Origin of the sequence: Virgibacillus siamensis, assembly GCF_900162695.1 — a bacterium.
In the GTDB taxonomy this organism is placed as follows: domain Bacteria; phylum Bacillota; class Bacilli; order Bacillales; family Amphibacillaceae; genus Lentibacillus; species Lentibacillus siamensis_A.
The window spans coordinates 1117603-1137879 of sequence record NZ_FUIH01000007.1; the positions used below are offsets into that span (position 1 = coordinate 1117603).

At 41.5% G+C, this 20277-nt stretch carries 18 protein-coding genes; all 18 read left to right on the forward strand.

Features of this window, described 5'->3' with window-relative positions:
* Positions 1-144: 144 nt before the first annotated feature.
* The 18 genes from B1K71_RS09295 (at position 145) to rny (ending at position 20246) form a co-directional block, all read left to right on the forward strand.
* Positions 145-876 carry a ClpP family protease gene (locus B1K71_RS09295; RefSeq protein WP_077326234.1) on the forward strand — a complete coding sequence of 244 codons (732 nt, stop codon included), beginning with the start codon at positions 145-147 and terminating at the stop codon, positions 874-876.
* On the forward strand, positions 873-1079 hold the full coding sequence (locus tag B1K71_RS09300) for a YlzJ-like family protein (RefSeq protein ID WP_175631881.1): 207 nt from the start codon (positions 873-875) through the stop codon (positions 1077-1079). The genes B1K71_RS09295 and B1K71_RS09300 overlap by 4 nt, the downstream gene beginning before the upstream one ends.
* Positions 1080-1222: 143 nt before the next feature.
* Complete coding sequence (locus B1K71_RS09305; RefSeq protein WP_077326236.1) at positions 1223-3517, forward strand: FtsK/SpoIIIE family DNA translocase; 2295 nt, start codon at positions 1223-1225, stop codon at positions 3515-3517.
* A 313-nt stretch (positions 3518-3830) separates the two neighbouring features.
* A complete protein-coding gene (locus tag B1K71_RS09310) occupies positions 3831-4556 on the forward strand; it encodes a GntR family transcriptional regulator (RefSeq protein ID WP_077326238.1) in 726 nt (241 codons plus the stop codon).
* A 110-nt stretch (positions 4557-4666) separates the two neighbouring features.
* Entirely contained in the window at positions 4667-5758 is a 1092-nt protein-coding gene (locus B1K71_RS09315) for a BMP family lipoprotein (RefSeq protein WP_077326240.1), read from the forward strand.
* 188 nt (positions 5759-5946) lie between these two features.
* Positions 5947-7485, forward strand: coding sequence for an ABC transporter ATP-binding protein (locus B1K71_RS09320; RefSeq protein WP_077326242.1), 1539 nt, complete (start codon positions 5947-5949; stop codon positions 7483-7485).
* Positions 7472-8518 (forward strand): ABC transporter permease, encoded by a 1047-nt coding sequence (locus B1K71_RS09325; RefSeq protein ID WP_077326244.1) that lies wholly within the window; start codon positions 7472-7474, stop codon positions 8516-8518. The genes B1K71_RS09320 and B1K71_RS09325 overlap by 14 nt, the downstream gene beginning before the upstream one ends.
* Positions 8519-9478, forward strand: a complete 960-nt coding sequence (locus tag B1K71_RS09330; protein ID WP_077326246.1) for an ABC transporter permease — start codon at positions 8519-8521, stop codon at positions 9476-9478. It begins immediately after the preceding gene.
* Between the two features lie 112 nt (positions 9479-9590).
* Positions 9591-10883: an EF-P 5-aminopentanol modification-associated protein YfmF gene (gene yfmF, locus B1K71_RS09335; RefSeq protein ID WP_077326248.1), complete on the forward strand. Its 1293-nt coding sequence runs from the start codon at positions 9591-9593 to the stop codon at positions 10881-10883.
* The gene (gene yfmH / locus B1K71_RS09340) at positions 10876-12159 is read left to right on the forward strand and encodes an EF-P 5-aminopentanol modification-associated protein YfmH (protein WP_077326250.1); all 1284 of its coding nucleotides are present in this window, start codon (positions 10876-10878) and stop codon (positions 12157-12159) included. Before yfmF ends, yfmH begins: the two co-directional genes overlap by 8 nt.
* Before the next feature lie 9 nt (positions 12160-12168).
* Complete coding sequence (gene ymfI / locus B1K71_RS09345) at positions 12169-12888, forward strand: elongation factor P 5-aminopentanone reductase (protein WP_077326252.1); 720 nt, start codon at positions 12169-12171, stop codon at positions 12886-12888.
* A 78-nt stretch (positions 12889-12966) separates the two neighbouring features.
* Complete coding sequence (locus B1K71_RS09350) at positions 12967-13227, forward strand: DUF3243 domain-containing protein (protein WP_077326254.1); 261 nt, start codon at positions 12967-12969, stop codon at positions 13225-13227.
* Between the two features lie 288 nt (positions 13228-13515).
* The gene (locus B1K71_RS09355) at positions 13516-14307 is read left to right on the forward strand and encodes a YmfK family protein (protein ID WP_077326256.1); all 792 of its coding nucleotides are present in this window, start codon (positions 13516-13518) and stop codon (positions 14305-14307) included.
* 71 nt (positions 14308-14378) lie between these two features.
* Positions 14379-15314 (forward strand): helix-turn-helix domain-containing protein, encoded by a 936-nt coding sequence (locus B1K71_RS09360; protein WP_077326258.1) that lies wholly within the window; start codon positions 14379-14381, stop codon positions 15312-15314.
* A gap of 73 nt (positions 15315-15387) precedes the next feature.
* Positions 15388-15966 (forward strand): CDP-diacylglycerol--glycerol-3-phosphate 3-phosphatidyltransferase, encoded by a 579-nt coding sequence (pgsA, locus tag B1K71_RS09365; protein WP_077326260.1) that lies wholly within the window; start codon positions 15388-15390, stop codon positions 15964-15966.
* Complete coding sequence (locus B1K71_RS09370; RefSeq protein ID WP_077326262.1) at positions 15963-17213, forward strand: competence/damage-inducible protein A; 1251 nt, start codon at positions 15963-15965, stop codon at positions 17211-17213. Before pgsA ends, B1K71_RS09370 begins: the two co-directional genes overlap by 4 nt.
* Before the next feature lie 170 nt (positions 17214-17383).
* Entirely contained in the window at positions 17384-18436 is a 1053-nt protein-coding gene (gene recA, locus B1K71_RS09375) for a recombinase RecA (protein ID WP_077326264.1), read from the forward strand.
* Positions 18437-18680: 244 nt separating this feature from the next.
* On the forward strand, positions 18681-20246 hold the full coding sequence (gene rny, locus B1K71_RS09380; protein WP_077326266.1) for a ribonuclease Y: 1566 nt from the start codon (positions 18681-18683) through the stop codon (positions 20244-20246).
* The last annotated feature ends 31 nt before the right edge of the window (positions 20247-20277 follow it).

Here is a 20277-nt window from a genome sequence, read left to right on the forward strand (position 1 = left end):
ATCCGCATGAATCACTCCGTATACGATAATACTAAACTTGATGATCATAAGGCAGTTGAAAGATGATTGCAATTTCCGCTGAAGGCAGGAACAGTTGTAACGTCTATTTATTGGTGAATGCCTTAAAAAAGGAGTGTTTTCGGCATGGATAAAGAACCATCTAAAAAGGATGATCAGAATCAGGGTGAGGGAAATTCATCATCTCTGGTTCAAAAAATTCAGCAGCTTGGACAATCCAATGTACCACAAGCACCAGATTCGAATATTCATGTGTTGTCAATTATCGGTCAAGTGGAAGGGCATGTGCAGCTTCCGCCACAAAACAAAACTACAAAATATGAACATTTGCTCCCACAATTGATTGCAATCGAACAAAATCCAAAGATTGAAGGGGTTATTATTTTATTAAACACGGTCGGGGGAGATGTGGAAGCAGGTCTCGCACTATCTGAAATGATTGCATCCCTGTCTAAACCAACCGTATCCATCGTACTGGGCGGCGGTCATTCGATTGGTGTTCCAATTGCAGTTGCAACAGACTACTCGTATATTACCCCAACGGCAACAATGACCATCCATCCAATTCGTCTCACCGGAATGGTAATTGGAGTACCGCAAACATTTGAGTATTTGGATAAAATGCAGGACAGGGTCATTAACTTTGTGGTGAACCATTCGAATATTAAAGAAGAAAAATTTAAGGAGCTTATGTTTGCAAGGGGCAACCTGACACGTGACATCGGGACAAATGTCGTTGGTGACAATGCGGTGGAATATGGCCTTATCGACGGTGTTGGCGGGGTTGATCAAGCGATGCAGAAGATAAACGAATTGATTGATAAGAACAAAGGAAATGAAGAGCAGGTGATTCAATGATTTTATATACACCTTTAGCAAATACAGATATTTTTCCTGCTGCGGATGATGCGTTTACGAAAAGGCAGTGTGTAGCCTATCAGGGAAAACAATTTTATGTGGAAGAAACAGAGGACGGCGCATACCAGGTATTGCAATTGCTATCCACTGATCCACAGGATTTTATGAAGCAGGAATATAACCCGGGAACGATTTTAAAGTAATTGTCCGTCTGATGAAGTCATCATGTTTGATCTGTGCTATAATGAAACTGAATGAGAAAAATTGTCAACCCTTGCCTGTAGCGGCAGGGGTTTCCTGTTCATAATTTTGAAATAGATTGCCTAATGGATTAGAGGTGATGGTTATGGCAAAAAAAAGGAGAAAGAAGAAAAAACAACTAAAAAAACATGTGAAATATGAATTGCTTGGTATTTTATTTATTTTTCTGGCCATCTTTGGAAGCGGGGCCAGCGCAATTAGTGATGGTGCCATCCCTGGGGGGCTTGTTCACGTATTCCGGTTCTTTTTGGGTATTTGGTATTTTATTGCTTCCTTGTTCCTGCTTGTCACTGGAATTATGTTAATGGTGAAGCGGCGTTATCCGGATTTTACACATAAAAAGATGATTGGTTTTTATATTATTTTTGCAGGTGTCCTTTTACTGACACACATTCAAATCTATGAGCGCATTCTGCTATTCTCTGAAAATACGTCAATTATAAAATCAACATGGGATAATTTCTTTTCCTACGTTGAAGGCAATACTGGGGCTGCTGAAACCGGCGGAGGGATGATTGGGGCCTTTTTGTTTACCTTTTGTTATTTCTTGTTCTCGTCGGTAGGTGCCAAAATTGTTTCCGTTTTTTCCATTGTTATCGGATTTATCTTTATGACTGAGTTTTCATTTGGAGACTTTTTCTCGAAATGGACCAAACGCATCTCTTCTGTATTTAAGAATTGGAGAACACGGCGGGAAGAGTCACGTACTGTGAAACAGCAGGCTAAGGCAGATAAAGGGCAGCAGGAAGTGTATGATGTTGACAGTGATGATGCACATCAGGATGAGCCGGTTATCCAGGACTTTACGGATGTGGCGTATTCTTTTGATCCAAATGGTCAATCTTCTGCAGCGGATAACAACCAGATGAACGAGCCAGAATCAAAGGAAAAGACGGATTCGGATTCAGAGCAAACAGACGAGCCACTGCCGATGACGGAAACGGAAAACCATGAATATGAACTGCCGTCTTCCAGTTTGCTGGCAGAACCAGCACCAAATTCACAGCAAAATGAAAAATCGCATATACAGGCCACGGTTCGGAAACTGGAGCGCACTTTCAACAGTTTTGGGGTCAAAGCCCGTGTAACGAAAGTACATGTTGGTCCATCGGTTACGAAATATGAAGTCTATCCGGAGGCTGGTGTGAAAGTCAGTAAAATTGTGAATCTGCATGATGACTTGGCACTTGCACTTGCCGCTAAAGACCTTCGGATTGAAGCTCCGATACCGGGTAAATCTGCTGTCGGGATTGAGGTGCCGAATCAGGAAACAGCACTGGTTTCATTGCGGGAAGTACTGGACAGCATCAAAAATAAGCAAACAACTAAATTGCTTTTTGCTTTAGGAAGAGATATATCCGGTGATGCGGTAGTTTCGGAATTGAATAAAATGCCGCATCTGCTGATCGCAGGTGCTACAGGAAGCGGTAAAAGTGTCTGTGTAAATGGGATTATTACAACGATTTTAATGCGCGCCAAACCACACGAGGTCAAAATGATGATGATTGATCCGAAAAAAGTGGAACTGAATGTGTACAACGGTATTCCGCACTTACTGGCTCCAGTTGTTACGGATCCGAAAAAAGCTTCACGCGCATTGAAAAAAGTGGTCGCGGAGATGGAACGCAGATATGAGTTATTCTCTGATACCGGTACACGCAACATTGAAGGTTATAATGAGTATATCCGTAAGTATAACCAAGGTGTGGAAGAAGAGGAACAGCAGCCTAATCTGCCATATATCGTAGTTCTTGTAGACGAGCTTGCTGACTTAATGATGGTCGCTTCCAACGAGGTCGAGGATGCCATTACACGGCTGGCACAAATGGCACGTGCAGCAGGTATCCATCTGATTATTGCCACACAGCGCCCATCTGTAGATGTTATTACTGGTGTAATTAAGGCAAACATCCCATCCAGAATTGCGTTTAGTGTGTCATCACAGACGGATTCACGAACCATCCTTGACTCCGGTGGTGCCGAGAAACTGCTTGGACATGGTGATATGCTGTTTATGCCAGTTGGTTCATCCAAGCCAACACGTGTTCAAGGGGCATTTTTGTCTGATGAAGAAGTGGAACGGATTGTTGACCATTGTGTTGACCAACAAAAGGCATCGTATCAGGAAGAAATGATCCCTGAAGAAACAAGTGAAGTCACATCAGAGGTTGATGATGAATTATATGATGATGCAGTGCAGATGATTATCGAAATGCAAAGTGCGAGTGTATCCATGCTGCAACGCAGATTTCGAATTGGCTACACAAGAGCAGCCAGGCTTATTGACGCTATGGAAGATCGAGGTATTGTCGGTCCATATGAAGGCAGCAAACCAAGAACAGTACTTGTATCACAATCATCAGAAGAAAAATCATCATAACCTTATGAACGGACAGTTGTGTCTAAACAGACATTTCTGTCCGTTTTACTATAGGCAGGTTTTACATAGAAGTTTTAATTGCCAGTTCATGGCAGAATATTTTCCCCATAGTTAACCTATTACAGTGCTAAATGTACGTTTTTACCCATTTTTTATAAAATGGACTCGACTTTTGATCTATTTTTTTTAATTAATTTTGCCTATAACTGTTTATTTATTGTTAGAAAAGTGTTATATTTATTTCGAATAAAAGAGTCAAACGTCAGAGGTCAGATCTCTTTTGGAAAAAAACAAAATATGGAGAGGTTTTTTTATGTCGATCAAATTAGATGCACGGCATTTATATCTTCAGGTAATTGATAGAATTAAAGAAGATATTGAAAATGGTACATATAAGCCGAAACAGAAACTTCCCTCCGAATTCCAAATGTCCAAGCTATTAGGTGTCTCTCGTGCTACATTACGTGAAGCATTGCGCACACTGGAAGAGGAGAATGTGGTTACCCGGCGTCATGGTGTCGGTACATTTGTAACCCCAAAGCCGGTGTTTTCTTCCGGAATTGAACAGCTGAACAGTGTGACCTATATGATTAAACAATCAGGAAAAACCCCGGGGTCACAATTTTTATCGACAGAATTCCAGGAACCAACAGAAGAAGAACGTGTAAAGTTTGGCCCAAAACCAATTGATACGTTGGCGAAAATTGAACGGGTACGTACAGCTGACAGTGAACCTGTTGTTTTTTGCATTGATAAGGTACCGGAAGGGCTAGTCCCACTGGACCAGGTGCACCGTGAAGATTCCCTTTTCAAACTGATGGAAGCGTATTCCGGAAAACATATTTCCTATGCTGTTACATATATCGAACCAATCAGTTATCACGACAGAATTTACGAGATTTTACATTGCAGCCCGGAGCAATCGTTGCTCCTGCTGAAACAAATGCATTATACGGATGAAGATGAGCCTGTTTTGTATTCATCAAATTTCTTCCGATCGGATGTATTCAGTTTCCATGTTTTAAGAAAACGTTTGTAAGGGATTTCATTTATTCGTTATGCATTTTAGGAGGTGGTTGCCAGCATAATATTTGATGAGTTCCTGTTTCCATTTAGTTAAAAACTTAATTCAAGTAGGGGGTTCTTAGATTGAACAATCGTAAATTTATGTTGTTGTTCGCAGTAGTGATCGGTCTGGGCATGATTTTGGCTGCCTGCGGAGGCGGCGGAAATTCAGGTAAAAGCGGTAAATCCGGAAGCAAAGGATCATCCGATTTCAGTGCCGCGTTAGTTACAGACGTTGGCGGGGTTGATGACAAGTCATTTAACCAGTCCGCATGGGAAGGTTTGCAAGCTTGGGGTAAGGAACATAACCTTTCAAAAGGTAAAGGCTTTGATTATGCGCAATCAAACAGTAAATCGGATTATCTTCCAAACCTTACTCGGCTGATTAAAAAAGATTATGATCTTGTATTTGGTATCGGGTACAAGCTGCACGACGGTATCAAAAAAGTAGCGGAACAATATCCGGACAAGCATTTTGCTATTGTTGACGATGTAGTGGATGCACCAAATGTTGCCAGCATTACGTTTAAGGAACAGGAAGGATCATTCCTTGTAGGTGTAGCAGCCGCGAAGAAAACTAAAACGAATAAAGTCGGCTTTGTCGGCGGGGTAGACGGTTCATTAATTAATAAATTTGAATCAGGATTCATCGCTGGTGTTAAATCTGTCAACCCTGATATCGAAGTCCAGGTCGAATATGCGGAATCTTTTGCAGCGGCTGATAAGGGTAAATTGATTGCCACACAAATGTATAACAGTGGTGTAGATGTAATTTATCACGCTTCCGGTGCAACCGGTAATGGTGTGTTTGCACAGGCAAAAGATATTAAGAAGAATAATCCGGATAAGGAAATTTGGGTTATCGGCGTGGACCGTGATCAATATGATGAAGGCCAAATCGGCGAACATAATGTAACACTTACTTCCATGGTTAAACGAGTTGATGTTGCCGTGAAAGACCTCGCAAACCAGGCTATGAACGATAAATTCCCTGGCGGCAAAAATGTTGTTTACGGATTGGAAGACGGTGGTGTAAGTGCTGCCCGAACCAACAAAGAAGCATTAACCGATGATATCGTGAAAGCAATTGAAAAATGGAAAGAAAAGATTATCAATGGTGATGTAAAAGTACCAGCAACTCGTGAAGAAACGAAGAAATTTGTTAAATCCCTTTAAAGGATGATTAAAAAGGCTGGCACGTCCAGCCTTTTTAACCTTAATACCAAGGGAAAAAATGTTTATCAGCTTCTGCACCATTAGAGGCAAACCGTAAAAATAAAATCTTCAAATGAAAAGTTTCCGGCCCTTTTCATTTGGTGATTTTTATGTGTGAATAGAGAGGTTTTACAAGAGGAGTGAACAAAGTGGATTATGTGATAGAGATGCTGAATATTCGAAAGGGGTTTCCGGGAATCGTTGCGAATGACGATATTACCATCCAATTGAAAAAGCAGGAGATTCATGCACTGCTAGGTGAAAATGGGGCAGGTAAATCAACATTGATGAACGTATTGTTTGGTCTGTACCAGCCGGAAAAAGGGGAAATAAAGGTAAACGGCAAACAGGTGAAGATTACGGATCCGAATGTCGCGAATGAACTTGGTATCGGAATGGTGCATCAGCACTTTATGCTTGTGGATACATATACGGTAACACAAAATATTATTCTGGGCAGCGAACCTACCAATGCCGGAAAGATAGATTTTAAGAAAGCGGAGAAAGAGGTTCAGGAATTATCCGATCGTTATGGGCTGAATGTAGATGCCCGGGCAAAAATTCGTGATATTTCAGTTGGGATGCAGCAGCGGGTGGAGATATTAAAAACGCTTTATCGTGGAGCGGAGGTACTTATTTTTGATGAGCCAACTGCTGTTCTGACTCCAAATGAAATCAAAGAACTGATTGAAATTATGCATTCCCTGATCAGAGAAGGAAAATCTATTATTCTCATAACACATAAATTAAAAGAAATAATGCAGGTTTGTGACCGTTGCACCGTTATTCGGAAAGGTAAAGGCATTAAAACGGTTGATGTTGAGGAGACAAATGTTACTGAACTTGCTTCACTGATGGTCGGCAGGGAGATCAGTTTTAAGACTGAGAAGAAAAAAGCGGACCCGAAAGAAAAAGTTCTGGCCATCAACAAATTAAACGTAGAGGATTCCCGTAAGGTCCGAATTGTAAAAGATTTGAATTTAAATGTCCGTTCAGGCGAAATTGTCGGTGTAGCCGGTGTTGACGGAAATGGTCAGACCGAACTTGTTGAAGCAATTACCGGACTTCGGAAAGCACAAAACGGCAGCATTAAAATTAATGATAAAAACATTACCAATTTTAAACCGAGAAAAGTAACGGAAAGCGGTGTCGGCCATATCCCTCAGGATCGACATAAATACGGTCTTGTACTTGATTTCCCGATTGGAGAAAATATGGTCCTGCAAACGTACTACAAAAAACCGTACTCCAAAAATATAATTTTAAACTATAAAGAGATTTATAAAAAGGCGAAAGAATTAATTGAAGAATATGATGTCCGAACACCCAGTGAGATGACAAAGGCCAGAGCGTTGTCGGGAGGGAATCAGCAAAAAGCAATCATTGCAAGGGAAGTGGATCGCTCACCGGATTTACTCATTGCTGCTCAGCCGACAAGGGGCCTTGACGTTGGTGCAATTGAATTTATTCATAAAAAATTGATCGAAGAACGTGATAAAGGAAAGGCTGTATTGCTGGTTTCGTTTGAATTGGATGAAATATTGGATGTCAGTGACCGGATTGCCGTTATGTTTGACGGGCATATTGTTGCAAACGTTAAACCGGAGGAAACGACAGAACAGGAACTTGGCCTGCTGATGGCGGGGAGCAGGATAGAAGAGGCAGGTGAAACCGATGATATCGAATAGACTTTTTAATATACTTATACCGGTGATTTCTGTTCTTTTAGGACTGATTGCCGGGGCGATCATTATGCTTATTTTTGGATATAATCCTATCCAGGGTTACAGCGCTCTTTGGTATGGTGCCTTTGGTGATTTGTATTTTATGGGAGAAACCTTGAGGCAAGTTACACCTTACATTTTAACCGGACTTGCAGTTGCATTTGCTTTCCGATCCGGCTTGTTCAATATCGGTGCTGAGGGCCAGGTTATTGTAGGCTGGCTGGCATCTGTTTGGGTAGGACTTGCAGTTGAGGTACCAATGTATATCCATTTGCCTCTGGCTGTACTTGCGGCCGCAGCAGCGGGAGCATTGTGGGGATTTGTACCGGGGCTTCTTAAAGCTAAGCTTGGCGTCCACGAGGTAATCGTTACGATTATGATGAACTATATTGCATTGTATGTTTCAAACGAATTAATTCGCAGTGTATTGACGGACCACCTGGATTCCACTGAGCAAATCGCTCCGACAGCATCATTGGCATCTGAATGGCTTCAGCAGATCACGTATTTCTCACGTGTGCATTACGGTATTTTAATCGCATTACTTGGCGCATTTGTTATGTGGTTTATTATCCAGCGCACTTCTACAGGTTATGAATTGAAGTCAGTCGGTTTTAATGAACATGCTTCGAAATATGCAGGTATGAATGTTAGCAAAAATATTATTTTATCAATGGTTATTTCCGGAGCATTTGCCGGACTTGCCGGTGCAATGGAAGGTCTTGGGACGTATGGATCGATTTCGGTTATGTCCGGTTTCACCAACCTCGGTTTTGATGGTATTGCCGTTGCTTTACTTGGTGCAAATACCGCCATCGGTGTTGTTTTTGCCGCAATTCTGTTCGGAATCTTAAAAGTTGGTGCGGTAAACATGCCGACTGGTTCCGGCGTACCAACCGAATTAGTGGACATTATTATCGCATTAATTATTTTCTTTGTAGCGTCCAGCTACATTATCAGATGGGCAATACTTCGCTTTAAAAAGGAGGGGAAATAAATGGGATTTGTAGATTTGTTGCAGTCGATTATTCCACCGGCATTGTTCTTTTCAGCCCCCCTTATTTTTACAGCATTGGGCGGGGTGTTCAGTGAACGTTCAGGCGTTGTAAACATTGGCCTGGAAGGTTTAATGGTGATGGGGGCGTTCGTTGGTATCGTATTCAATCTGACCTTTGCGGATGTGTTTGGAGCTTGGACACCATGGATTTCCATTCTGGTTGCTATGGTTGTTTCCGCCATTTTCTCCATCATTCATGCAGTGGCATCTGTTTCTTTTCGGGCAGATCAGGTTGTCAGCGGTGTTGCGATTAACTTCCTGGCACTTGGACTGGGTGTCTTCCTGACGAAGCAATGGTATGGAAAAGGACAAACAGACATGGTTTCACAGCCATTTTATACAAATGATATTCCAATTTTAAAAGAAATCCCGGTTATTGGCCCTGTGTTTTTTGAGAATATCTACCTTACTTCATATATCGCAATCATTTTGGCGTTTGTTGCCTGGTATGTACTGTATAAAACGCCATTTGGGCTGCGTCTTCGTGCTGTTGGGGAACATCCGATGGCGGCTGACACAAATGGAATCAATGTATTTAAAATGCGTTATGTTGCTGTCATTTTATCAGGTGCGCTTGGCGGGCTTGGCGGTTCAGTCTTTGCACTAACGATAGCGCTGAATTTTTCCCATGCAACCATTGTCGGACAAGGTTTTATGTCTTTGGCAGCAGTTATTTTCGGGAAATGGCATCCGCTCGGTGCGATGGGTGCTGCATTGTTCTTTGGTTTCGCCCAAAGTCTCAGTGTGATCAGTTCAGGTATCCCGCTGCTCGAAGATGTGCCGCAAATATTTCTGCTTATTGCGCCGTACGTATTGACTATTCTTGCACTTGCCGGATTTATTGGACGTGCAGAAGCACCAAAAGCAAATGGTGTCCCTTATATAAAAGGAAGCAGATAAATATTAGAAAAACCTGTCTTACTGATATGATTACAGTAAGTCAGGTTTTTTTACTATATTTTTTTTTCTTTTGTATAAACTAATAATGATACATAGTACAGGAGGAAATGCTATGAATGTGACAAATGAACATGATGTAACAGAAAATGGGATCCATTATCATCTGATCCCGAACAAAAAGCATAAGACCATTTCGGTTATTGCGAAGTTTATGGCACCATTATCCCGTGACATAATTACGAAACGTGCCCTACTGCCCCACGTACTGCAGCAGGGAACAGCAAGTCTGCCGGACAGAAGTTCGATTCAGCGCAAATTGGATAGTTTATATGGAGCGGTATTATCTCTCGATGGTTCCAAAAAAGGTGACTATCATATTATCAGTGTCCGGTTGGAAATTGCCAATCAAAAATTCATTGCCGATGAGGCAGCTATTTTGGATGAGGCACTTGCGTTGCTGAAAGAGATTATGTTCCATCCGAAACAGCAGGGGAATTCGTTTGATAAAACCACCACCGAACGGCAAAAATCAATCCTGAAACAAAAGATACACGCACTGATGGACGACAAAATGAGCTACGCCAATATGCGTTTAATCGATGAAATGTGTGAAGAAGAAGCATATCAGCTCCATGTTCAGGGTTATGCGGATGACTTGGAAGAAATTACTGCTGAAAACCTGTATTCCTATTACGAGCAGATGCTTAAAAGTGATCAGCTTGATATTTTTGTTTCCGGAGACTTTGATACAAACGATATGCTCGGCAAATTAAAACATCAATTCAAGCGGGATAACCGTGTAATCGAACAAGAAAAATCAACTACTGATGCGGTTAAAAAAGCCGGGGACCCAAACACTGTAATTGAACAGCAGCAAATTCAACAGGCAAAACTGCATCTGGGATATCGCACCAATTGTACGTTCCGGGATAAAGACTATGATGCCTTGCAGGTATTTAATGGCCTTTTTGGCGGTTTTCCAAGTTCGAAATTATTCATGAATGTCAGGGAGAAAAACAGCCTTGCTTATTATGCTGCCTCGAGAATTGAAAGCCATAAAGGGCTAATGCTCGTGTTTAGCGGAATTGCACCTGATGACTATGAGAAGGCAAAAAAAATTATCGAAGAACAGATGGATGCAATGAAAAAAGGTGATTTTAATGAAGATAATATTGCAGATACAAAGGAACTAATTGTAAACCAGCTGCGTGAAACGATGGACCATCCACAGGGAATGGTCGAATTAATGTATCAGAACACGGTAGCCGGAACATCACGGACTCCGGAAGAATTGATTGAAAATATAAAAACCGTTTCGAAACAGGAGATTGTTGATGTTGCGAACAAGATTGAATTGGACACAGTATATTTGTTGACAAGCAAAGGGGGCGTTTCCGATGAATAAGGCAGTGTACGAACATATTGATGAAGTTGTATATTCCAAGCAGCTTGAAAATGGTTTGACTGTTATCCTGCTTCCGAAGCCGGAAATGTATAAAACATATGCAATCTTTTCAACTGATTATGGTTCAATTGATCAAACATTTTCCCCGATTGGAAAGACTGACAAAATTACAGTGCCAGAAGGAATTGCGCATTTCCTGGAGCATAAATTGTTTGAAAAAGAGGATCGTGATGTGTTCGCAGATTTCGGGAAACAAGGTGCTTCAGCTAATGCATATACATCATTTACCAAGACATCGTATTTGTTTGCCGCCACGAATCATATTGAAAAAAATGTATCTACACTTATTGATTTTGTGCAGGCACCTTATTTTTCGGAACAATCGGTGGAGAAGGAAAAAGGCATCATTGCACAGGAAATTGAGATGTACAATGACCAGCCGGATTGGCAGGCTTTTATGGGGACCATTAAATGTTTGTTTCATGAACATCCTGTTAAAATTGACATAGCGGGAACGGTTGAGTCCATCCAGCAAATAACAAAGGATGATCTATATACCTGTTACAACACATTTTACCATCCGCAGAATATGACACTGTGCATTGCCGGCAACTTTGAAGAACAGCAGATGATGGAACTTATTGAACAAAATCAGCGGGAGAAAGAATTTAAAGAAGTGGAACCAATAGACAGGGAATATCCGAACGAACCGGAAACAGTCGCCATCAGAGAAAATACCATTAACCTGCCTGTTTCCGTATCCAAGTGCACGATTGGTATAAAGGAATCCTCAACAGCACTTCGCGGTCAGGAATTTCTTAAAAAGGATTTACTGCAGGATATGGTTGTAGATTTCTATTTTTCCAAAGGCGGACAGATTTACCAGCAGTTGTTTGATGAGGAACTTATTGATGACAGTTTTTATTTTGAAACAAATCTGGAGAAAAACTTCGGTTATACGCTTATTGGGGGGAACACCAGCGAACCGGATGTGTTTGCCAGCCGAATCAAGGAATTGCTGAAATCCACAAATCATGCATCATTTTCGCAGGAAGACATGGAACGGATGAAGAAAAAGAAAATTGGTCAATTGTTACGTTCCATGAACTCACTTGAGTTTATCGCTAATAAATACATTCATTACCAGAATGTGGACATTAATCTGTTTGAACTGATTCCGTTTATTCAGGAATTAACCGTTGATGATTACAATGCGTTTGTCAAGCAGTGGATTCAGGAAGATCGTATGGCAGTCTGTAAAATTGTAAGTGAGTAGGGAGAGTATATGGGGAAAAATGTATTATTGATCGGCAGCAGTGGTGATATTGGTTCAGCAATTGCCAAAAATCTGGCAGCTGATGGATATCGATTGTTGCTCCATTATCATAAAAATGAAGAAGCAGTAGAGAAACTTAAAAACAATTTGCCCGATGAATCGGTACTTTCCTGTATTCAGGCAGACCTGAGGAATCAGGATGGTATTGAAAAATTGCTGCGTAAAATGGTGTACACGATAGATGCGATTATATTTGCGAGCGGCAAGGCTTCAATCGGCCTGTTTCAGGATGTAACGGAATCATTAATGGATGATATGATTGCATTACATGTTAAGGCTCCTTGGCTGATTTGCAACAGCCTCCTTCCTGACATGATTCGGAAAAAAGAAGGGAACATTATTTTTATCACATCCATCTGGGGAAATATCGGTGCCAGTAACGAGGTGATCTACTCTTCCGTCAAAGGAGCACAAAATAGTTTTGTGAAGGCACTGGCTAAGGAAGTTGCTTTATCGGGAGTTTTTGTAAACGCGGTCAGCCCCGGTTTTATCGATACAAAAATGAATCAGCAGCTGCTTCCCGAAGAAAAAGAACTGATTAGGAATGAAATTCCGGCAAACCGTGCGGGAACCCCTGAAGAGGTCGCAAATGCAGTGAGGTTTCTAATAAGTGAACAGTCCAGTTATATACAAGGGGAGATCCTGAATGTGACTGGAGGCTGGTCGTAAAAAATGCACGGACAATGCATAAAACTGCTTCTACATTCAGATACTATACCTGTAAAAAAATGAAGGAGGCAGATTTGTATGTCCGTTCTGGATAACTTTGATACGTGGAAGGAATTTCTGGCCAACCGGATTGAACATGCACAGTCTGAAGGCATGAGTCAGCAGACTGTGTCGAATATGGCTTATGAGGTCGGAGATTACCTGGCCAACAGTACTGATGCAAAAAACAACGAAGAAGCTGTATTACGGGATCTTTGGAATGCAGCATCCAAAGAAGAGCGACAGTCCATGGCAAGTGCAATGGTTAAGCTTGTGCAGAATCAAGGAAATTCAAATTAATATGTGCATATAATAAAGAAGCTGTAATGGAAGAAGCAGCTTCTTTATTTTTGTAAAATTTTATGCTTGCGTATAATTGGATTACCAAACGAGCCACGTCCAGCTCCAGCGCCCAGCAACTAGCAAACTTCGGGCGCCGGCGCTTTTATTTTTTGTTTTCTGGCGTGCATTTAACATATTTGCCATAATCTTCTTTTCACTGAACGAAAAATCATTTATTATATAGATATATTGTAAAAATTAATTGTCGACATATTATTACTTTAGTTTATAGATGAGGGGATAATAATGGAAAAGACAGAATGGTACCTTGAATATGAAATTCAATATAACCGTCCTGGTTTATTAGGGGATATTTCCTCTCTGCTTGGGATGCTGTCCATTAATATTATCAGCATCAATGGTGTGGAAAATTCCAGAAGGGGTATGCTGCTGCTTTCCAGAGAAGATGAACAGATTACCAGATTGAAATCAATATTACAGACAATGGATACATTGGTTATAAAAAAGTTACGCAAACCGAAACTTCGTGATAAACTGGCAGTAAGGCATGGACGTTATATTCACAGCGATGTTGATGATCGGAAAACATTTCGTTTTGTCCGCAGTGAGTTGGGGGTTCTGGTTGATTTTATGGCGGAGCTTTTTAAAAAGGAAGGACATAAATTAATCGGCATCCGAGGTATGCCACGGGTTGGAAAAACAGAATCTGTTGTTGCTGCAAGCGTCTGCGCGAATAAGCGCTGGCTGTTTGTATCAAGCACTTTGCTTAAGCAAACTGTTCGCAGCCAATTAATTCAGGACGAATATAGCAGTGATAATTTATATATTATTGATGGCATTGTTTCCACCCGCCGTGCAAATGAAAAACATTGGCAATTAATCAGGGAGATTATGCAATTGCCGGCTGTAAAAGTGGTTGAGCATCCGGATATGTTTGTGCAGACTACAGAGTACGAATTAAATGATTTTGATTATATTATTGAGCTTCGCAGTACGGAAGATGAAGAAATTACATATGAACCTGTCGAACGGAATCAATTTGGACAGGAAAACGGATTTTCGATGTTTGATTTTTAGTATATACAACCGGGCTTATGCCATAAAGCCTGGTCAAAAGCCGAGTTTTCAAAAAATGGATGGTGTTATCTATGGAGATAGGAGAAAGACTGAAGGAAGCAAGAGAGGCAAAAGGCCTTTCCCTTGATAGCCTGCAGGAAACAACAAAAATACAGAAACGATATCTGCAAGCTATTGAGCTAGGCAATTTCCACATTCTGCCCGGTAAATTTTATGCCAGGGCATTCATAAAAGAGTATGCGGCTGCTGTCGGGCTGGATGCAAATGAGTTATTGGAAGAATACAAAGATGAAATACCAAGGACGGAAGATGAAAGTTCAGCACAATATACACAGATCAGCAGTTCCAGAAAGGACAATAATCCACCAAAAGGGACTCCGGCAATTTTCTCGCTGATACCAACGATTATTGTCATTTTATTAATAATCGGGATTGTGTTTGCCGCATGGTACTTTATTATGCAAAATAATTCTAGTGAGAATTCGGAACCTGTTGAAAAGCAGGATTCCAATGAAATTGTCTACCCCGATGAAAACGATCCGGGAAGTGCCATTTCCGATCAGAATAAAAAAGCGGATGAAAAGAAAGAAGAAACTGATTCCAAGTCAACTGATGACCAACATAAGTCAAATACAAAGAAAGACAAGAAAAAAGATGATAATAAACCAGAGCTTAAGGTGGTTGAAAAGGGAACCGGAGCCAGTCCGAAATCCACGCTGGCATTGAATAACGCGGGAAACAAGGTTAACGTAACATTGGAACCGAGCGGGGATTCATGGGTTGAACTTAAAGACGGTAACGGGAAAACCCTTTACTCGGGCTTACTTACTTCGGATGATGATACAAAAAAATTCGATCTGTCCGATGCAGAAAAAATTTATTTAAACATTGGAAGTGCACCATCATTAACCGTCAAAGTAAATGGTGTAAAGGTTGAATATCCGGTCAATCCCGAAGAGAAAGTACACCAGTATCTTTGGATAAATATTATGAACAAAAACCAGTAGCTTGATACAGACTTTTGAATTGACCCTTCCCTTCATGATTGCGGAAGGGTTTTATACCGTAGGAGGGTGAACAATGAATATACCTAACAGACTGACGATTTCGCGTATTTGTCTAATCCCTGTTTTTATTATTTTATTAAGTGTTCCATTTGATTGGGGAGCATGGAATATCGGTGAAGCAAGCCTGCCTGTCTCACATTTTGCTGCGGCTCTTCTGTTTATAATTGCTGCCGCCACAGACTGGGTTGATGGGTATTACGCCAGAAAGTATAACCTGGTTACCAATTTGGGGAAATTTTTGGATCCCCTTGCTGATAAGCTGCTCGTATCGGCAGCATTGATATTATTGGTGGAACTCGGCTCCGCACCTGCTTGGGTTGTTATAATCATTATCAGCAGGGAGTTTGCGGTAACAGGGCTTCGTCTGGTTGCTGCCGGCGAGGGCATTGTACTTGCGGCGAGCCAAATGGGTAAACTGAAAACCTTAACTCAGATGGTAGCTATTGCTGCTCTTCTGCTTCACAATTTTCCTTTTTCTTATATCGGTTTACCGTTTGCAAGTATTATGCTGTATGTCGCAGTATTCTTTACCATTTTATCAGGGTATGAATATTTCAGTAAAAACTGGCATGTAATGAGGGATTCCAAATGAAACAAATCAGAACAGAAATTATAGGAGTTGGGACGGAGTTGCTGTTGGGGCAAATTGCCAATACGAATGCACAGTGGATTTCGGAAAAACTCGCGAAAAATGGGTTCAATGTGTTTCATCATGCTGTTGTGGGTGATAATCTCCAACGGGTGATAAACCAGTTTACACATTCCGAATCAAGGTCGGATATTATCATCGTAACAGGCGGACTTGGACCGACAGAAGATGATATGACAAGGGAAGCCTTTCAGCAGATAAGTAACCTGGAGATGGTGGAACACAAACCATCTATGGATAAAATCGAAACCTTCTTCAGAAAACGTGAATCGGTAATGACAGCGAATAACCGCAGACAGGCACGTGTATTTAAAGGTGCAGAGGCAATTGAAAATGAGGTAGGCATGGCACCGGGGATGATTGTACAGCATCAGCATGCAACATGGATTTTCCTCCCGGGCGTTCCCAGGGAAATGAAACAAATGGTGGAGCATCGAGTTATTCCGCATCTGAAACAACAAACCGGCTTGCAAACTGTGATCAAATCTGCAATGCTCCGTTTCGTTGGCATAGGTGAATCAACTCTGGAAGATCAACTGAAAGACATTATTCAAAAGCAGCATAATCCAACAATTGCTCCTTTGGCTCAAAATGAAGGGGTAGCCATCAGGGTCACCGCAAAGGCATCAGATGACAACGAAGCAAATCAGCTGATCGAAAAGACAAAGCAGGAAATTCTTTCAGTGGCCGGTGCATATTTCTATGGAAGTGATGAAGAAACGTTACCGGAAAGAGTGTTCAGTCTGCTGAAAACACAGGGTAAAATGATTGCCGCTGCTGAAAGTTTGACGGGCGGCATGTTTACAGACAGATTGATATCGCTGGAGGGGGCATCAAAAGTCTGCAGCGGCGGTATTGTCTGTTATGATGCAAAGGTAAAAGAAAATGTGCTTAAAGTGTCACCGGACACGATTAAAAAGCAAGGAACTGTCAGCGAACAATGTGCACGGGAAATGGCTGAAAATGTTTGTACCCTGATGGATGTTGAGGTTGGAATCAGCTTTACCGGAGTGGCCGGCCCGGATTATTCAGAAAACAACCCGCCCGGTACAGTTTTTATCGGAGTCGCTCAGAAAGGTAAAGAAACGTTCGTGAAAAAATTTATTTTTCAAGGAGACCGGGATATCATTCGAAATCGATCGGTTATAAAAGGTTTTGAACTTTTATGGAATTTATTGAAAATAGCATAGTTCAGTGTTTTTATTACGGAAAATTGCTTTTTTATTAGAAGTGCAGCATGAATAATCCAATTTTAGGATAGAAATACCATTAAAAAATGAGAACATTTATTCGACTTTTGCTTGGCAAATTGAAAAAAACAAGTTATGATGGATATAGTGAATAAAAGGAGGTCATCCCGTTGAGTGATAGAAAACAAGCTTTGGATATGGCATTAAGACAGATTGAGAAACAGTTCGGTAAGGGATCAATAATGAAACTGGGTGAGCAGACGGAACAGAAAATCGCAACAATCCCGAGTGGGTCCCTGGCATTGGATGTAGCACTGGGTATTGGCGGCTATCCAAGAGGACGCGTTGTTGAAATATATGGTCCGGAGTCTTCCGGTAAAACAACAGTTGCACTTCACGCGATTGCTGAAGCACAACGAAAAGGCGGACAGGCAGCATTTATTGATGCTGAGCACGCTCTTGATCCAACGTATGCGCGGGCACTTGGCGTTAATACAGACGAATTGCTGCTTTCACAGCCGGATACCGGTGAACAGGCGCTGGAAATTGCTGAAGCACTTGTCCGCAGTGGTGCAGTTGATATTGTAGTTGTCGATTCTGTAGCAGCGCTGGTTCCAAAAGCGGAAATTGAAGGTGAAATGGGAGACTCTCATGTCGGTTTACAGGCGCGCCTTATGTCTCAGGCATTGAGAAAGTTATCCGGTGCCATCAATAAATCCAAAACAACGGCCATTTTCATAAACCAGATTCGCGAGAAAGTCGGTGTTATGTTCGGTAATCCTGAAACAACCCCTGGCGGACGGGCATTGAAATTCTACTCATCTATCAGACTGGAAGTGCGCCGTGCTGAAACATTGAAGCAGGGCAACGATATGGTGGGTAATAAAACCCGTGTAAAAGTGGTGAAGAACAAGGTTGCTCCACCATTCAAGAAAGCGGAAATTGATATCATGTATGGAGAAGGAATCTCCAAAGAAGGAGAAATTCTGGATATCGGGTCTGATCTGGATATCGTACAGAAAAGCGGAGCATGGTATTCATATAATGGAGACAGACTTGGACAGGGAAGAGAAAATGCAAAAGAATTTCTGAAGGCAAATGAAAATGTTACTTCGGAAATCCACGATGCAATCAGAAAACACTACAGCCTGGATGAAGAACCGAACGATGGAGAAGAGGATGCAGGATCCGGTCATCAAAGCCAGGAAAGTATGGATGTATAGCATAGAACCGTACAGTCAAACCCTTTGCAGACAATCTACAGCAAAGGGTTTGATTTTTACTGTAAACTCTTTTTGAGTTTTGTCATATAATTGTTACAATACCTTGACATTGGGTGTACAGACAATTAAAATTAAATTGTATAATTATAGTTTTATTATACAAACCATCACTTATTTATTATTGAAAAACTGTACATGCCGACAGAGTGAATTGTACAACTTTATAGCAATGGGAGGTGAAATCATGGAAAGTCCCTTAATCATCTCCATTTTGCTTGCCGTAATCCTAATCGTCGGTATTGTTGTTGGTTATCTCATTCGTAAATCTATTGCGGAAGCTAAAATCTCCAGTGCGGAAAATTTAGCGAAACAAATAGTTGATGAAGCACATCGAAATGCGGATGCCGCCAAGAAAGAGGCACTTCTTGAGGCGAAGGATGAAAATCATAAACTTCGTCAGCAGGCAGAAGAAGATTTACGTGAACGTAGAACAGAAGTACAGAAACAAGAAAATCGTCTGATGCAAAAAGAAGAAAATCTGGACAGAAAAAGCGAAACGCTGGATAAGCGAGAGCTCACGTTAGAGAGAAAGGAACAATCACTAACTGAAAAACAACAACAAATTGAAGAAATGGAAAGCAAAGTGGATGCGATGCTTAAAGAGCAGCAAACAGAGCTTGAACGCATTTCAGGATACACTACTGACCAGGCAAGACAGATTATTTTAGAACGAATCGAGCAAGAGGTTAGCCACGAGTCAGCACTAATGATCAAGGAAGCAGAGAATCGCGCCAAGGAAGAGGCTGACAAGAAAGCGAAAAGCATTCTATCGCTCGCCCTTCAGCGTTGTGCCGCAGACCACGTTGCTGAAACAACTGTATCTGTTGTTAACCTTCCAAATGACGAGATGAAAGGTCGAATCATTGGGCGGGAAGGCCGGAATATCCGGACGCTGGAAACACTGACTGGTATTGATTTGATCATTGATGATACGCCGGAAGCTGTTATCCTGTCGGGATTTGATCCTGTACGCCGTGAGACCGCTCGTATGGCATTGGAAAAACTTGTACAGGATGGCCGAATCCACCCCGCACGAATTGAAGAAATGGTGGATAAAGCCAGACGTGAAGTTGATGAATATATACGTGAAGTCGGTGAGGAAACAACATTTGAGGTTGGAGTGCATGGATTGCATCCGGATCTGGTCAAAATTCTTGGCCGCCTGAAATATCGGACAAGCTATGGTCAAAACGTGTTGAAGCATTCCACTGAGGTAGCATACCTCTCCGGATTGCTCGCTGCTGAATTAGGCGAAGATGAGACATTGGCGAAACGAGCCGGTCTGCTTCACGATATCGGTAAAGCCATCGATCATGAAGTAGAGGGAAGCCATGTTGAGATTGGTAAAGAATTGGCAATGAAGTACAAGGAACATGAAGTGGTTATTAACGCAATTGCTTCACACCACGGTGATGAAGAGGCCACATCCATTATTTCTGTTCTGGTAGCAGCAGCAGATGCGCTATCTGCAGCAAGACCTGGAGCGAGAAGTGAGACCTTGGAAAACTACATTAAACGTCTGGAGAAACTGGAAGAAATTTCAGAGTCATTTGGCGGTGTAGAAAAATCATTTGCCATTCAGGCAGGTAGAGAGATTAGAATAATGGTTAAACCTGATGAGATTGATGATATTGATTCCGTTCGAATTGCGCGTGATATCCGTAAGAAGATTGAAGGCGAATTGGATTATCCAGGACATATCAAAGTTACTGTTATCAGGGAAACGAGAGCAGTCGAATATGCGAAGTAAGCAAATTTCCAGTCGTTAAAAGTTAGACTGG

Coding starts and splice junctions, on each gene's coding strand:
- B1K71_RS09295 (WP_077326234.1), top strand. CDS start 145: ATGGATAAAGAACCATCTAAAAAGGATGATCAGAATCAGGGTGAGGGA.
- B1K71_RS09300 (WP_175631881.1), top strand. CDS start 873: ATGATTTTATATACACCTTTAGCAAATACAGATATTTTTCCTGCTGCG.
- B1K71_RS09305 (WP_077326236.1), top strand. CDS start 1,223: ATGGCAAAAAAAAGGAGAAAGAAGAAAAAACAACTAAAAAAACATGTG.
- B1K71_RS09310 (WP_077326238.1), top strand. CDS start 3,831: ATGTCGATCAAATTAGATGCACGGCATTTATATCTTCAGGTAATTGAT.
- B1K71_RS09325 (WP_077326244.1), top strand. CDS start 7,472: ATGATATCGAATAGACTTTTTAATATACTTATACCGGTGATTTCTGTT.
- B1K71_RS09330 (WP_077326246.1), top strand. CDS start 8,519: ATGGGATTTGTAGATTTGTTGCAGTCGATTATTCCACCGGCATTGTTC.
- yfmF (WP_077326248.1), top strand. CDS start 9,591: ATGAATGTGACAAATGAACATGATGTAACAGAAAATGGGATCCATTAT.
- yfmH (WP_077326250.1), top strand. CDS start 10,876: ATGAATAAGGCAGTGTACGAACATATTGATGAAGTTGTATATTCCAAG.
- ymfI (WP_077326252.1), top strand. CDS start 12,169: ATGGGGAAAAATGTATTATTGATCGGCAGCAGTGGTGATATTGGTTCA.
- B1K71_RS09350 (WP_077326254.1), top strand. CDS start 12,967: ATGTCCGTTCTGGATAACTTTGATACGTGGAAGGAATTTCTGGCCAAC.
- B1K71_RS09355 (WP_077326256.1), top strand. CDS start 13,516: ATGGAAAAGACAGAATGGTACCTTGAATATGAAATTCAATATAACCGT.
- B1K71_RS09360 (WP_077326258.1), top strand. CDS start 14,379: ATGGAGATAGGAGAAAGACTGAAGGAAGCAAGAGAGGCAAAAGGCCTT.
- pgsA (WP_077326260.1), top strand. CDS start 15,388: ATGAATATACCTAACAGACTGACGATTTCGCGTATTTGTCTAATCCCT.
- B1K71_RS09370 (WP_077326262.1), top strand. CDS start 15,963: ATGAAACAAATCAGAACAGAAATTATAGGAGTTGGGACGGAGTTGCTG.
- rny (WP_077326266.1), top strand. CDS start 18,681: ATGGAAAGTCCCTTAATCATCTCCATTTTGCTTGCCGTAATCCTAATC.